This window comes from Mucilaginibacter sp. 14171R-50 (genome assembly GCF_010093045.1).
GTDB lineage: Bacteria > Bacteroidota > Bacteroidia > Sphingobacteriales > Sphingobacteriaceae > Mucilaginibacter.
Window position 1 is genome coordinate 632,583 of sequence record NZ_CP048115.1, and the last position, 16,228, is coordinate 648,810.

Annotated in this window: 10 protein-coding genes; 1 reads left to right on the forward strand and 9 read right to left on the reverse strand. The window is 45.7% G+C overall.

Going from position 1 to position 16,228, the window contains the following annotated elements; genetic code table 11:
* Positions 1 to 8: 8 nt before the first annotated feature.
* From groES to miaB, 7 genes are all read right to left on the reverse strand, one after another.
* On the reverse strand, positions 9 to 302 hold the full coding sequence (gene groES, locus GWR56_RS02970) for a co-chaperone GroES (RefSeq protein ID WP_162429682.1): 294 nt from the start codon (positions 300 to 302) through the stop codon (positions 9 to 11).
* A 239-nt stretch (positions 303 to 541) separates the two neighbouring features.
* The gene (gene secG / locus GWR56_RS02975; protein WP_162429683.1) at positions 542 to 892 is read right to left on the reverse strand and encodes a preprotein translocase subunit SecG; all 351 of its coding nucleotides are present in this window, start codon (positions 890 to 892) and stop codon (positions 542 to 544) included.
* A gap of 11 nt (positions 893 to 903) precedes the next feature.
* Entirely contained in the window at positions 904 to 2,550 is a 1,647-nt protein-coding gene (locus GWR56_RS02980) for a hypothetical protein (RefSeq protein WP_162429684.1), read from the reverse strand.
* Positions 2,551 to 2,568: 18 nt separating this feature from the next.
* Entirely contained in the window at positions 2,569 to 3,015 is a 447-nt protein-coding gene (locus GWR56_RS02985; protein WP_370463809.1) for an LptE family protein, read from the reverse strand.
* A 115-nt stretch (positions 3,016 to 3,130) separates the two neighbouring features.
* On the reverse strand, positions 3,131 to 4,375 hold the full coding sequence (locus tag GWR56_RS02990) for a sigma-54-dependent Fis family transcriptional regulator (protein ID WP_162429686.1): 1,245 nt from the start codon (positions 4,373 to 4,375) through the stop codon (positions 3,131 to 3,133).
* Positions 4,376 to 4,437: 62 nt separating this feature from the next.
* Positions 4,438 to 4,803 carry a four helix bundle protein gene (locus GWR56_RS20780; protein WP_370463810.1) on the reverse strand — a complete coding sequence of 122 codons (366 nt, stop codon included), beginning with the start codon at positions 4,801 to 4,803 and terminating at the stop codon, positions 4,438 to 4,440.
* A gap of 54 nt (positions 4,804 to 4,857) precedes the next feature.
* The gene (gene miaB, locus GWR56_RS03000) at positions 4,858 to 6,303 is read right to left on the reverse strand and encodes a tRNA (N6-isopentenyl adenosine(37)-C2)-methylthiotransferase MiaB (RefSeq protein ID WP_162429688.1); all 1,446 of its coding nucleotides are present in this window, start codon (positions 6,301 to 6,303) and stop codon (positions 4,858 to 4,860) included.
* A gap of 145 nt (positions 6,304 to 6,448) precedes the next feature.
* Between miaB and GWR56_RS03005 the strand changes: the two genes are divergently transcribed.
* On the forward strand, positions 6,449 to 8,245 hold the full coding sequence (locus GWR56_RS03005) for a hypothetical protein (RefSeq protein ID WP_162429689.1): 1,797 nt from the start codon (positions 6,449 to 6,451) through the stop codon (positions 8,243 to 8,245).
* 41 nt (positions 8,246 to 8,286) lie between these two features.
* On the opposite strand, the gene GWR56_RS03010 is transcribed toward GWR56_RS03005, so the two are convergent.
* Complete coding sequence (locus GWR56_RS03010) at positions 8,287 to 8,868, reverse strand: transposase (RefSeq protein WP_162429690.1); 582 nt, start codon at positions 8,866 to 8,868, stop codon at positions 8,287 to 8,289.
* Positions 8,869 to 9,027: 159 nt separating this feature from the next.
* Positions 9,028 to 16,224 (reverse strand): cell surface protein SprA, encoded by a 7,197-nt coding sequence (sprA, locus tag GWR56_RS03015; protein WP_238395293.1) that lies wholly within the window; start codon positions 16,222 to 16,224, stop codon positions 9,028 to 9,030.
* Between the last annotated feature and the right edge of the window lie 4 nt (positions 16,225 to 16,228).

Consider the following 16,228-nt stretch of genomic DNA (forward strand, 5'->3'; position numbering starts at 1 on the left):
TTCAACTTTTATAATACCGCGTAAATATCAGATTCGCGCATGATCAGGTATTCCTTACCATCAAGGTTGACCTCGGTACCGGCATATTTACCATATAAAACTTCGTCACCAACTTTAACGGTCATGGGGATAAGTGTTCCTGATGCATCAGCATACCTGCCGGGGCCTACAGCTACAATAGTTCCTTTTTGCGGTTTCTCCTGCGCTGTTTCCGGGATGTAAATACCAGAAGCGGTTTTGGTTTCTGCAGCAGCAGCTTCAACAACCACTCTGTCTGCACTTGGTTTAATGTTTAATGACATAGTAATACTATTTTGATTTTATAATTTTAAGTTTTCGCTAACTTTTTCACATCAATTATGCCAAGCGGCAAAAAAAAACCGTATTGGCATATTTACTGTTCAATTGTCACCCTTTTAAAGGCAAGGTTACAACCTGTAAGTTATACTGCAATGCGCAAGTGCCAACGTGTCAGTAACCCATTTCAGCAAAAAAGGCTTTGGAGGTAGTCCAAAGCCTTTTTGATATCGTTTACATAATATTATTTCTTCTGACCGGCAGGTGGTGTTGCAGCCGGCTGGCTTACTGGCGCAGGCGCTGTGGTAGTTGCGGGTTTTGATGCCTTATTGATACGCTCTATCAGTTGCGGGTCATCGCTTTTTTGCGCGCCGCCTTTAACAGATACGTTAATAATAAGCGATAATACCATAATGCTGATGGCCAGCACCCAGGTACCCTTTTCTAAAAAATCGCCGGTTTTTTGCACGCCCATTAGTTGCGACGAACCCGAAAAGTTTGAGGATAAGCCGCCGCCTTTAGGATTTTGGATCAATACGATTAATCCTAAAAGGACGCATAAAATAATGGTGATGATGACTAAAAGTAAATACATTTCTTATTATATCAATTGGTTTTTTTTTCTAACTGTTCAATCTGGGACGCAAAGTAAAGCTTTTTTTCCGGGAATTTCAATATCAATTTTTTATAAGTGGCTATGGCTTTATGATATAGCATCTGGTCGCAGTAGATACGGGCCAGGGTTTCGGTAACCAGTTCGTTTTGGTCCTCCGAACTTTTTTTGGCCTTGTTCTCGTTATCAAGCTTATCGGCCGAAAGCGGTTTTATCTGCGGTTCGGTATGGATAAAACGCTCGATAATTACGTCCTCTTTCTTGTTGTGATCAAATGCTATTCCTGCCGGTTCTGCATCCCTGTCAACAGCGCTTACCGATGTAAGGCTAAAAATATTTTCGTAATACTGTTGCTGTAGCTCGTCGGCAGTATTGGCTTTAGGGGCGCCAGCCGGTTCGCCGGCTTTATTTTTTACCCTATTGTGAGTGGCGTACGGCTGCAGGTTAGCTGCATGCTCTTTACGCGTTTTATCAAGCCACCACATAAAAGTGTATGGCATTTTATCATCATCGTAACGCGATACCTCGTGGCTTTCTGCTGCAGGTTGCGCTGGCATGTCAGATGCGCTTCCGGCCGGCGCAGTGTTGCGTAGCTCGTCCAGCTTTTTATCAAACGACAGGTAATCGGAGTTCACAATACCGCCCAATATTAAGCGCTCTTCCTGATTATTAATATTTTGTTCGGCATTATATACGGGCTCTGCCACCGGCTGCGGCTGATGAAACAGCACCGGAGACGCTTCCTCCTCCTCGGGTACAGCATATGGATCGCTAAACCGGACCTCGGGCTGCGGTTCGGTGTTGGGTTCGTTAACTACAGCTTCAAAACCAATATCTTCAATGCTTACAATTTCATCATATACTTCATCCTCAATATCATGCTGCTGGGGATAGTCAGGTTCAGGTGTATAGCTGTTTGTAACATCTCTTTTGGGGAAACGCGAGCCAAATACAGGCTTATCTCCATGCCCTGCAGGCCGGGCAAAATCCGTTACCGGTTCCTGGGGCTGTTGTGGGGTGTTGTTAACCTGCTCGTCAGTTTCGGGTAATATGTCCGCATCCACGATTTCGCCGTCGTCAACCGGCTGGCCATTCTCCCCGCCCATACCGTCGGCCGGCAATGCTTGGGCATTTTGTTCAACGGGTTGCGAAGCTATGCCTTCTATTTCCGGGTCAGCAACTTCCACATCGCCGGTATCGGGTTCAGTAAACGCGGCCTGCGTGTATATTTCCCCACCGGCAGTTATTTCCTCGATATTTCCGACAGGTTCAACATCCTGTAAATGCGTGGTTTGCGCTGCGCCGGATATAATCTCCACCTGTGCTGCATTGGTAGCAGCATTATTGGTGAATAGCCCGGTACCAGCAGGCACCGATATAATACGGGCAGTGTCAACCTTGGCCAAACGCTCGGGATGGTTAATCAGTTTGTGCAGGGCGCGCGGATTGCAATAAATGGCAGCCCGGCCCAATTGCTGCTTATCCCCGGCTCGGGCAAGCATTACCTGCAATATGCCGCTTTGAGGATATTCATGAGCCAACCGTTCCAGGCTTTGGATATACGCCGAACCGGTATCGGCAGGGTTTGCCAATAAGTCCCATAAAATTTCTTTCTGCCTGCTATCTACGTATTGATCCACGCTTTTAAAACTATTGGCTTACCAATTGGCAAATGCCCTGTTAAAAATATCTTCGGTTAACTGTTTAACTATATCCTGTATCAAAGCTTGTTCCTGCGATGAACTTTCGCCTGTAAATTCTTTATATTTAGTAAACGATTCTTCAAAACTAAGTATTTTATCGGGTTCATCGGTTCTTTTACCATCCTTATAAATATACTTTACATATTTTACACTCACGGTAATTGTTAAACGGCTTGCACCTGCAATAGGCGGCGTATTGCTGTTTGTGGCTTGTATAGAAACCGGTGCGATAGAATAATTGGTAATAGCGCCCGACATAATCCCATCAGCTTCGCCCCTTACTATGCTTAAACTTGTTTGCGACCGGATGCGATTTTTTAATGCCTCGGTAAAGGTTTGGCTTAAGGTTGGCACCACAAGGGGCGCGTTGTTCTCAAAAAACTGAATGTCGATAGTTTTCATATCAACAGGAATAGAAGAGCCGTTAAGCGAGAGTTTATAGGCACATGAGCTAAAAAGCATAACCACCGGGCATATTATTACTAAAATTAAAAAAAGCCTTTTTCTCATCTGATACCTATAAATCTAATTCTTTTATTTTACGATATAAAGTCCTTTCGGATATTCCCAGTTCGTTGGCCGCGAGCTTACGTTTGCCTTTATGCTTTTTTAAGGCTTTGCGTATCAAGTCAGATTCCTTTTCAATAAGCGACAACGATTCCTCTACCTCTTCTGCATCGTGTGTAATATTATAGTCGGTATTATTATTGCCGCCGCTATTGTTAACGGGCTGCTGCAGGGTAAATTGTGCCTCGTGTTTGTTGGTTGGTAATTCAATATCGCGGTACAATTGTGTTATAGCCGGCGAGTTATGCTGAAAGTTTGCACTTACACCACCATGCTCAATGATATCAGCCACCAGCTTTTTGAGTTCCACCATATCCCGCTTCATATCAAACAGCACTTTATACAGTATGTCCCTCTCAGAAAAGTCCTCTTTTGGCTGGCTATCCAAACGCATAGGCAGGTTGCTGCGGCTCGCCTCGTGCGGAATATAAGTTAATAAGGTTGCCGCTGTTATAATACGGTCGCGCTCTAAAACGGCCAGTTGCTCGGCCATGTTTTTGAGTTGCCTGACATTCCCCGGCCACGAATAGTTGATCAATACCTGCTGCGCCTCGTCATCAAGCTGAATGGGCGGTGTGCGGTATTTATCGGTAAAATCTGAAGTAAACTTGCGGAACAGCAGGAAAATATCCTCCTTCCTGTCGCGCAGGGGTGGTATGCGCAACGGCACGGTGTTCAAGCGGTAGTATAGATCCTCGCGGAATTTTCCTGCCTTTACAGCATCATAAACATCAACATTGGTTGCGGCAATAACGCGTACGTTTGTCTTCTCCACCTTTGACGATCCCACCCTGATGTACTGGCCCGACTCTAAAACACGTAACAAACGTGCCTGAGTACCCAAAGGCATCTCGGCTATCTCATCCAAAAATATAGTACCGCCGTTAACGGTTTCGAAATACCCCTTACGTTCGCCAATGGCGCCGGTGTAAGCGCCTTTTTCGTGCCCGAAAAGCTCTGAGTCAATGGTTCCCTCGGGAATAGCGCCGCAGTTCACCGCGATAAACGGCCCGTGCTTGCGCGGACTCATCTGGTGAATGATGTGGGAAAAAACCTCTTTACCGCTACCACTCTCCCCGGTAATTAATACCGAAATATCAGTAGGTGCAACCTGGTTTGCAATATTTATAGCCCGGTTAAGCAACGGCGAATTGCCGATGATCCCGAAGCGCTGTTTAATTTCTTGTACTTCCATAAGAGATTCAAGAATCAGGATATCAAGACCTAAGACAACTCAAGAATTGACCTGACCCAATTTTAATCATCGCCTTTCAATATATATTCTCTGAAATTGAATATCATTTTCTGAATTTCAGCAACTAATTCCAAACATTCCTTTAATTTATTCTGAGAACCATACGCCCTCCTCTCACATATCAACAACTGCGTTTCTACCTCAAAAGAAGATGTTAGCGACGTTGTTAAAAATTCAGCGAAGTGGATCTTCGTTCGTTTCCCTGACCCCTCGGCTATATTTGATGGTATAGAACAAGAACACCGGTTGAGTTGATCAATAAGATTGAAGCGTTCTTCTACTGGTAAACCCTTGCAATATTCAAAAGTTAGATCGGTTAAGTCCATGGACCGTTGCCAAATCTTTAAACTTTTAAAATTGTGCTTCATTCTATCTTCGATCCTTTTCTTATCTCTTGATTCCTAATTTCTTGCTTCTACAAATTAAACGATAGTTCCTATCAACGTTGCCGATGTGGTCCTTTCTACCAACACATTTACATACCGCCCCGGTTTGTAATTTTCGTTTACCGGGAAGATCACCATAGCGTTTTGATCGCTGCGGCCGCAGTAGTCTTTGTCTGATTTTTTCGAGAAACCCTCTATCAGCACCTTCTCAATTTTACCGATACGCGCCTGCATACGGTAAAAAGAATATTGTTGCTGCTTGGCTACTATTTGGGCCAGGCGGCGCTGTTTTACATCCTCCGGTATATCGTCTGTGTAACGCTTGGCAGCCAATGTGCCAGGGCGTTCGCTGTACTTAAACATATAAGCAAAGTCGTACTTTACGTAATCCATCATGGTTACGGTATCATTATGCTCTTCCTCAGTTTCGGTGCAAAAGCCGGTGATCACATCGGTAGATATAGCACACTCCGGTATTATCCTGCGGATAGCATCTATACGGTTCATGTACCATTCGCGGTCGTATGTGCGGTTCATCATTTCCAATATACGGCTGTTCCCGCTTTGCACCGGCAGGTGTATGTAATTGCAAATATTTTCGTACCTGGCAATTGTGTGTAATACTTCGTCGGTTATATCTTTTGGGTGCGAAGTAGAGAACCTCACCCGCAGCTCGGGGCTTACCAATGCCACCATCTCTAACAAATTGGCAAAGTTTACAACTTTAACCTCATCACCCACTGCCAACTGCTCGCTGCCATCTGCCGACTGACCACTCCATTTATAAGAGTCCACATTTTGCCCCAACAATGTAACCTCGCGGTATCCCGCTTCAAAAAGTGCCCGGCACTCTGCCACAACTGAATAGGCATCGCGGCTCCGCTCGCGGCCACGGGTAAACGGCACCACGCAAAAGCTGCACATGTTATCGCAACCACGCATAATCGATACAAAGGCGTTTATACCGTTGCTGTTTAAACGCACCGGACTTATATCGGCGTAGGTTTCTTCGCGGCTTAAAAGTACATTCACAGCGCGTTGCCCGCTATCAACCTGTTCTATCAGATCAGGCAGACTACGGTAGGCATCAGGGCCAACCACTACATCAACCAGCTTCTCTTCTTCTAAAAATTTAGCTTTCAAACGCTCGGCCATGCAGCCCAAAACGCCGACCACCATGCCGGGGTTCCTGAATTTAGCGCCCGCAAATTCTTTGAGCCGGTTACGTACGCGCACTTCCGCATTCTCGCGTATCGAGCACGTATTTATAAAAACCACATCGGCGTTATTAAAATCTGATGTAGTTTCGAAACCCTTCTCGGCCAATATAGAAGCTACTATCTCACTGTCAGAGAAGTTCATGGCGCAGCCATAGCTTTCTATATAAAGCTTTCGGCCATTATTTTTATCGCCGGGCTCTAATATCAGCGCCTCGCCCTGCCTGCTTTCGTCATGCACCTTATCCGGAATAAGCAAATCCATTGTCATAAAAAATTGAGCCGCAAAAATACATAATTTTATTTAATGAGTGACAGTTTGTCAGCGTTTAACAATTTTCGCTTTCTGTTGTTATACCCACTGAAGCCGCCATACGGGTTGCTGCAAACACACTTCAACGCGAACAAAAATGGCGGTTAAATTTTTCAAACACAAATGGCAAAAAGTGCTGCTTATAACGGTGGCTGCGCTGTTTATCCTGATACTTATCCCGGTGTTGTTTCTGAATAGCTTCCTGGCACCCAAGCTATCTGATAAGTTAAAAGAGGGAGTGTTAAAAGGCACCGACAGCCTGTATACTATCGATTATAGCGACATAGACCTTAATGTGCTGCAAGGCAGGGCCGTATTATATAACATTACTTTTAAAGCCGATACAGCCGTTTACCACCGCATGAAAAAAAATGGGAACGCACCGGGTACCTTATACGAGCTGCATGTAAACCGGCTTATTGTATCTAACGCGCATCCTTTTGAGCTATATTTTAAAAAGAAACTGAACATCGGTCGCATTGCGCTTAATGAACCGAAAATAGAGATAAACAAACTATTTGTTAAGAACGACACCAGTAAAAAAGATAACCGCACGCTATACCAGAAGCTATCAAAAACCCTTAAAATGGTGCATGTAGGCGAAATATTGCTTACCAATATCAATTACAAACAGCGCGATTACACGGGCCCTGCAATAGCTACATCGCAGCTAAAGGAAATGGATGTAAAGGTGACCGACTTACTAATAGACTCTGCCACCCAAACCGATACTTCGCGTTTTTTATTCAGCAAGGATATCACCACCGAATTAAAAAATTACAGAAGCAAATCGGTCGATGGGTTATACTCATTTAAGGTCAAATCCGTTAAGCTGTCTACCCGAACAAGAAAGCTGAGCATTATCGGCATCAACCTTAAGCCTGTGAATCATACAGTATTTTTTCAAAAAAGTAAAAAAGACAGGTTTACTGTCAGCCTGGATTCGGTACAGCTTAACAATTTCGATTATATCACCTATCAAAAGTCTCAAAGTGTTGATGTGAAAAAACTTGAAATATTTAAAGGAAATTTCGAGGTTTTCAGCAATTATAACGGGCCGCTTCAAACTACCGACAGGCTGGTTACTTTCCCTAACTGGGCCATTCGCCATGCTATTAAAAATACGTTGAATGTTGATACACTCGAGCTGGAGCACATGAACTTTATGTATTCGCAGTTTAGTAAAAAATCAAAAAAATTCGGGCATTTGAAATTTGACAATATCAATGGCCGGCTCCTCAATTTAACAAACCGCGCAGATAAGTTAAAGAAAAACAATATTGCTACCGCCAGCCTCACCAGCTATTTTATGGGCAAGGCTAAACTTAACGTGCACTTTGATTTTAATTTAAACGACGCTACTTACAACTATGCTTACAAAGGGCACCTGGCCCCAATGGATATGGCTGTTGTTAACCCGGTTTTAATGCCGCTTGCTATGGCAAAATTTACATCGGGCAGGGTTACCGGCTTAGATTTTGACGTGCATAGCACACAAAAAGTTTCAAAGGGGACCGTATCGTTTTTATATCACGATCTTAAAGTTGATATACTGCGCCCCGATTATACCAAAAAAACCCTGATCAGTACATTGGCGAATGCCATAGTTTTAAAGCACGACAATCCTGACGATGGTGATAAAACTCCGCGCCTGGCCAATGTGGTGTACATCCGGCCGTCAAACTTCCCGTTCTTTAAAACGGTTTGGCACGTATTGCTCAATGGCATAAAAAATTGCGCGGGTGTTGGTCCCGCCCAGGAAAAGAAGCTTAACAGCCAGGCAGATACCGACGATAAAAAGGAGCAGGAAAAGATCATTAAAAAGGCGGTGAAAGAAAAAGAAAAAGAGGATAAGAAATTTAAAGAGAAAGTAGAGGATAAAAAGAAAGATTAATACTGGAATAATTAATGCTTGCGCTCGTCTGCGACGAGTGCTTAATATGGTTTTACGTTTGCAACGTGAAACCCCGTATCTAACAGTAACACATCCAACAATCCTTTTTCACCTGCATAATTAGCGGCCGAACTGTATAAGTAATGTTCGGGCAACGCAACAATTCCGCTTTTAACCGGGTTATCATGAATATAATCTAATTTTTGAAGAAGGATATCAGGCTTATCACAGGCAATTCCATGATAGCCATCCTGCCATACTTTATAATCCTGTATCCTGTTATTATATTTTGCATGATAACGAAACCTGTAAACTATCCAGTCCTTCCGGCTTTCGTTTTCAGTTTCCATTAGTTTCATTATTTGCTTATTGGTGTGCTTTTTAAAATCCCGTATGATATCAGAAAGCCTTGCCGGAAGTTGTGCAGACACCAATAAATGCAGATGATTGGTCATTAAACAGTAGGCGTAAATTTCAAGCCCCTTGTTTTGCCGACAGTATTTAAGCGAATCAATTATTAATTCTTTGTATGAAGGTCTTGTAAAAATATCGATCCAGTCAACAATTGTAAAAGTAACAAAGTAAATTTCTTCGGGACCTCTTACTCTGTATTGGTGTGACATGGCTAAGGCTGTTTTGTAAATATAAAAATAATAGCGATGCAATCGCAAAACCTATGTTAAGCACTCGTCGCAGAGAAGCGCAAGATATAACAGCGATGCAATCGCAAACCTATGTTAAGCACTCGTCGCAGACGAGCGCAAGATATAATGATGATTTATCTACTGCAATAATAGCTTCAAGTTAATACCAAAATTGGTAAACGATGTATTAAACGCCTGCGAAGTATAAGGCTTGGTAATGTTGCTATCGTAAAACAGGTTTAGGTTAAAGCGCTGGTTTATCACATAATCGATAGAAGGCCGCAGGGTGATGTTTTGCGCGCCCGATGATACTTCGGCGTTAGGCACATCGGCCCGGTAAATAAGCGTTTTGTTATCGCGCACCGCAACATCAAGTTTAAAATTGATGTCATTATCCGTGCGGGCCCCTGTGCCGAACAGCCCCCATGGCATCCTGAAATTTTTTGGCCGGTAACCAAACCCAAATACCAGAATGTTCTCGTCCTGCTGTGCCAGCTGGCTGTTTAGCAAGCTTAAGTTCAACGACCGCGTTTTGCGATACTCAAAATTGACGGTCATGCTGTTTTTAAAGCGCACATCGGCGCCCAGTAAGGGTACAAACTGCTCAAATATAGCCACCTGCGAAAACTGGTAAAACGGCAGGAAATCGTTATTAAAATCTCTTGAGCTTACCGCGCCGTTATTTTCCTGGTATTGCAGCAGGGTGGTATAGCTGCTTACGTTATATGACGACCGATAACCGTGCTTCAGGTCGAACGATTCAAACAAGTCTGCAAAGAACGGCAGCCTGCCCAGCCCGCCGTATGAAATTTGCCAGTTAGGGATAGGAATATTAGGGAACTGACTGGTGTTTGCCGAACCCGCATCTTTACCCGCGTAAGCCGCCAAAAACGCCGGCACCAGCACGTTTTGGGCATTAGGCCCGTAACCATCGGCAAAACCACCGGCAGCACCACCCGAATTTGGATTAGTGCGGCCAAGCCTTTGCGAGACTACCGCACGGTTATCTAAAAATTTCTGATAGGCAGGCGATGTGTTGTCAACACTGCCGCCCTTTGAAAATGCGGTAGCCAGGGACATGAACGAGATACTGTAAGTACCTGATGTAACCGGGCTAAGGCTTTCGATGCTGTTGGTTGATGCCAGGTACTTAAAATTAGTTTGATAATTGCGGTCCTGGGTTTTAAAGGCTATCAGCTCGATACGCAGGTCAGGCACCGGCTCAATAATGCTGCGCAGGTGGATATCTTCGTTAAAGGACCTAACGTACAATTGATTCTGCAGGGTATCTGTTGTTATCCATCCGTTTGCTACTGCCCTGTTACGCAGATCCGCCTGGCTGCCCAACAAAAACCCGATACCCGGAGCGTCGTAAGTAAGGTCCTGCCCAAAAAAGTTGGACTGCGGCAAATACCCCGGCAGGAACGTACCTTCGGTACGGCTGTAGGTACCGCTGATACTTTTAATGCTGGTTAAAAGTCCCGTGAAAAACTTTGCCGCTCCTTTTTTCTCGTTCCTGCCTTTACGAAGGGCGCTAAACTTGTTGTAAAAGTTCGAGAAATTCAAGTTAGGGTTCAGCTGTATGGTACGCGCGTTCTGTATGCTGTTGCCCACGTCATAAGTAGGGTCGTTTATGGCAAACTCGGGCTGGCTTTGCCAGTTAAAGTTAGTGCTGTAACGCACGGTAAGGGCGGTCCAGTCAAGGCCGGGTAATTTATTTACAGGCGCGGTCCAGTTCAAATTAATGGTATGGTTATAGTTTGTGGTGCGGCCCAATCGCCAAAGGTTTTCCCAAAGTGTATCGCGTTTCAAGCCATTTATACGCCCGGCGGGCTCATCCACAACAGACAAATTGGTTGCATCGATGTCAAGCGATAACGACTTTGACAGGTTCCACCCTATTCCGTAAACGCGGGTTATATTGAAGTTTTTGTTAAACGATGTTGGGATAGGTATAAAATTATTGGGGTCGTTATTGCGCAGGGTGTTCTCCGAATAAAAACGATCGAAATTAATGCTGAAGTTAAGTCTGGATGGCAATATACTGAAATTAAAATCACGCGCCAGCGCAAGCAGATTGCTCTTTATGATCTTAGCAAAAGGCGCGTAATACTTAGGCTCTTTATTGTAATTATAATTCAGCGCTACGCGATAGGTTTTGGCAAAGTCGTTCTCCACAATAAAATCGTGGTGCTGGTATTCGGTATAGGCGTAGGTAGCTGCAAAGTTTTCGATGTCCCATACATGCACCGTCGCCGAAGGATCAGTGCGCTCTTTATGCACATTGGTAAAGTTGATACTTTTGCGCATAGTGTAGTCCGTGGTAACATTTTTTATAGAGTCGCGCGCCTGGCTGGTTGGTGCCGCCGCAAGCGATTTTTTCAGCTCCACATCGGGCGATCCGGGGTCGTACTGCGGGTTACTTACCTGGGTTGATATATTTACATAGGCTGGTATGCGTATGCCGCTTTTCTCAGGGAAGAACTTGCCCAGCTCCACACTTGCCGATGCATCTATCGCCTGGTTATCACTACGGTTACGGTCGCCTATACGCGAATCAAGGGTACCAAACCCAATGGTGCTTTTACTGCCCGATACGGTGATATTGGCAAAGTCAGCCAGGGCGGCATCAACCCTTGCTGTAGCAGCCCAGCCGCCGCGCTGGTCAAAATCAGTCAGCCGCAATTCGTCAAACCAAACCGTGCCTGTTTTATTTAAGCCGTCGTCGCCGGGCAGGCCGCCAGGTTTGTATGGGTTACGCACGCCCAGCATTATCGTACGCAACCGGCTCAGGTCGGGCTGGCCCTTAATGGTTACCTTGTTACGGCCATCGGTATATACAAATGGCACCGTAAACGGCCATGGCTGCCCGTTTAGTTTTGCGTTGTTACGTGCCAGTTTCGCATCAACCAATATTGATAGTTGCAGGTCCAGTTCGTTGTTTGCCGGCCATATAGCACCAGGGTCGCGGGTGCCGGGCTGGGTAATTGCCAAAGGCACTTCATACTCGTAGTAGTTGTCCTGGTAATCAACGCCAAGGCGCACAAAACCGCTCAGGTCGTTATCTTTTAGTTGATCGCCCTCGGCGTGGATAAACATCTGGATACGTTTGTACGAGCGCAGATCGTTAAAAAAGGTGCGGAAAGCCGCCCGCGAATAGCCATCGCGCAGGTTGGCAACATTAAGCGACAGCGATTGCTCATTAAGCTTTGTATCGGTTTGCAGGTTATTGTAGTTACGCTGGCGGTTTATACCCGGCGGCACCACATAGGGTATTGGCGACCGGTTACCGTTCTCTTCAATATTTACGGCCTGCACATCAAGGGTAGAGCCATCTACAACCGGGTTGATTATGGCTGGGTCGGCAATAACATTGGTCTGGCTGTTTTCGGCGTTAAAGGTGCGCCACTCGCCCCTTACCAGTTGCAGGGTGGCAAAACGCAGTATAGAAGTATCGGCAAAGTTGGTCATGAACATACGCATAAAACGGATGGCCTTAAAATCCTGGATGTTGCCAACCTTGCTTTGGTAATCGGTAATAGGTATCCTAAACTGGTACCAGGTTACCGGCTGTGTGGTGCCGTTTGGCAGTTTTATGTTGGATGTTATTTTGTCGTTGATAAAGTTTTGGCCAACGATCATATCCTGTGGCCGGATAGATACCCGGTACTGAAAATATTCATCGGTCTGGCTCATGTTGTTATCGCGGTTAATATCCTCGCCATCGGGCAGCGATGTTGATGCCGACGTTTGAATGCCCAGCTCGGCCTGTGATTGCTCCGCTGTTTTGGAGTTACCCTCGGTACCGTTGTACCTGCTGTAACGTTCCAATATCCCCGCACCGGCCTGGTCAAGCGCGGCCCCCTGGTAGTACTGGTAATCATCTGATGACGGGTCGTTTGAAAAAGCTGCCGCCGCCTGCGAATTCAACTGGCCCTGAACCTGCTGCAGTATGGGCGCAAACTTCACTTTCTCGTCGTTATCGTTAAGCCCGTCAATACCCACATCCTGCAGCTTGCGCGATTCGGGGTTATTATCAAAAGCGTTAATAACCGGCTGTAATTTTGATACCCGCCCCCAATTGGTTTCGTCCACCTTATCTGCGCCTGCGGCATCTACCGGTAAACCATTCTCGAGGCTCTTACGGCCATCTTTTAAGATATCTTCGGATACGCTGCCCAGGTTAAAATACAGATCGCCGCCCGCAGCGTTTGGTTTGTAAATAAATGGATCCATCACCCAAAACTCGATGTACCCTACATTTAACGATTCGAAGTCATTGGTTTCAAGTTTGCGGAACATACCACCCCACCTGTTTTTGGGATTTTGCAGGCTGCCATCGGGGTTAATACCGGTGGTGGTATAGTTATAAGGCCCCCTCACGGTTGGATAAAAAACCATATTTAATGTAGAAAGGCTTAAGGGCTGTCCGGTGGTTGATTGCTTGTAAGGGAATACTTCCTGCTCTATAACCTGCCTTACGTAGTGGTTTGAAAGTTCGTTACGCGATATGTTTGCAGTGCCCGAGCTTGTATAAAAGATAGGGTCGATGTTATAAAAGGCAAGTCGGGCACGGTTAAAGCCGTAGCTCAGGTCATCAAACCTGTCCGACTCGGGGAACATTTGTGGTGTGCCGGATATTTGCCAGCTAATGGCGCTTTTTATATCTATTACCGAACGACTGTTCTCAAAATCATCCAGGTATGATGTCCCGTTCCTGGAGCCGGCAAAATTCAGCGCGCCGGGGCTGCCGGGCATTAATTTGGCAAATTCGCCGCTAAAGTTTATAGTAGATGGCGCTTTGGTGTTTATGAACGGTATCTTATCCACCAATCGCGTCAAAAAGCGCGAATTGGTACTATAGTTCGCATCAAGGCCCCAAATGGTGTTCGAGATCGACTCCTCGCCTACAATTTCATTCTGCGTGATCGGCTGCTCGGTGAGATGCATAATTGTACCGCCAAGCAGAAGTTTATCGCTAAAATGGTAATCGAGTCGCGACCCGAACAACGATTTTTGCTGTACCCCAAAAAGTTCGTTATTTTCTAACTTGATATTAATGCTTTGGCCCGAAGCCAGTAAAGCCTGGTTTAGCACCCTTATACGGCCCGCGTTGTAATCAATGGTGTAATCGGTACCCTCCTGCAGCTTTACCGAACCGGCAGTAACCACTACTGAGCCCTGCGGAATGTTCACCGCGTTAAGCTGGTACTCCGAGCCGCTTTGCGATGTGTACGTACCTTTTATTAAATACCTGTTCAGTTTCGGGAAAAGCTGCTGCGCTATGGTTTTAGTAGAATCATATAAAGGCTGGTAGGAATAACGGGCAGCCAGGTCAGCTTCGCCCGCGGTAAATTGTTTGGCCAGGTCGCTACCAAAAGGTTCCAGCACCGGGAACATTATGCGGCCTTGCTGCGAATCGATGGTGATGCCTTCTAAAAAGTCGAAGTAACCGTCAGGCCGTTTGTCGTTCTGCTGGTCCAGGTTATCAACACCGGTTATCTGCAGCCAGCGTTTGCCCTTGGTGTTCTGCCCTTCGTCCATGATGGTTTTTTCGATACCCGATTTATCATCCAAACGCGAAATGTTCAACTTAAAATCGGTGGGACTTATCTGGTATGCGCCTAACGAGTAGATGTTTTTCATCATCAGGTCCCATGTTGGCAAATTGGTTTTCAGTAGCTCGTTCTTCAACAGCTTGGTATATAAAACGGTTGGTGTGTTGGGGTCAACGGCCCTGTCGCTGCTAAATTCGCCAACCTGGTACTGTACGCCGTTAACCGAGTACTGGTAAGCCACGGCCAGCACCTCATCGTTGTTTAAAGGATAATTAAGTGAAATATAGCCCAGCTGCGGATGCAGTGTAAACTCTTTATCGGTGAGTTTACGGGCGTAGGTTAACTTGGCATAATTATCGGTAGCTCCGGTAGCCCTGAAATAATTTGCAGCGTCGTTAGAGTTTGTATTGCGCGCCCCCGCGGGCAGGTTATTCAACAACGAGTTTGATTGCTGCGTAAAGCCCGGGCCTTTAAAACCGGCGGGCAACGCGCTAAAGCCGGGGCCTCCCTGTACCAGGGCGGTATTGTATGGCCTGTTCTCGCCAAGATCGATGAAAGCCAATATATCGCGCGAATCGGTTGTTACGTTAGTTCGGTTGGTTGTCCAAACCTCAATTTTAGTAATGTTAATATTTGAGCTGATAATAGGGATATTGGCCAGCGCCCTGTTATAATTATTGCGGAAATATTGAGACAGAAAGAAGTGCTTGTTGCTTTCGTAATCGGCAGCAGTGATGTTTATATTTTGCTGCTGCGCCCCGTTATTGATTGTTAAATTTTTTGATTGCGAGCGCTGTTGTGAAAAAATACTGGTAACGTCAAGCTTGCCAAACTTAAGCTTGGTTTTTACGCCGAACAACGCCTGGCTACCCGAAATCAAGGTGGTGTTCAAAGGCATACTTACGGTACCTGCCTCAATTTTCTGGATGATCTCATCAGGGTGCCCAGTATAGTCGAGCTTTATCTGGTTCTCAAACTGGAACTGCGCTTCTGTGTTGTAGTTGGTAGTTATCTTTAGCTTGTCGCCTATCTCTCCGGTAACGTTCAGTTGTATACGCTGGTCGAAGTTAAAGTTGAACTGGTTGCGCTGGCGGGTATTAAAAAGCGGGTTCTCATTTTTGTTTACCTGCCCGGCCAATATCACTTCGGCCGATCCCTGCGGGCGGATGTTGATATTAGAGCTGCCGAATATCTGCTCAAATGTTTTACTGCGCACCTTCATCTGCGGGATAAAGCCCGGCTGCTGCGATTCATAAGCATAGTTATCCGCCAGTTGTTTAAAATACTCGCGTTTAACACCCCGTTGCTGTAACAACAGGTATTCGGCAAAAGTTAGGTATTGCGGGGCGCGGTAAAGCAGGCTGCCTACACGCTCGTATAAAATGTATTTATTGGTAGCGGCATCGTATTCGATAGTACGAACCAAACCCGGAGGGTCGGCAAAAAATATCCCGTTGCGCTGCCTTTTGCTCTGCGGTTCGTTAAAACTGATGGGGCCAGGCTTTATCCCGGTATCAATTTTAGCGGCAACTGGTGCTGCTTGCTGTTGCCCCTGCTGCACCGGTGGGCGCTGACCAATTTGCTGTGGTTGGTTAGGCTGTTGCTGCGAATTAGGCACTTGCTGCCCCGGCCGCGGGCTGGTTGGTTGCTGACCTGTTGTTTGCTGGCCCGGAGGCCTTTGAACAGGCGTTTGCTGTGCAAACAATTTCCCCACCCCGCCTAAAGCAGATACCATGAGTATAACTACAAAAAGCTTGGTAGTAAAAATTCTAATCAAGTGT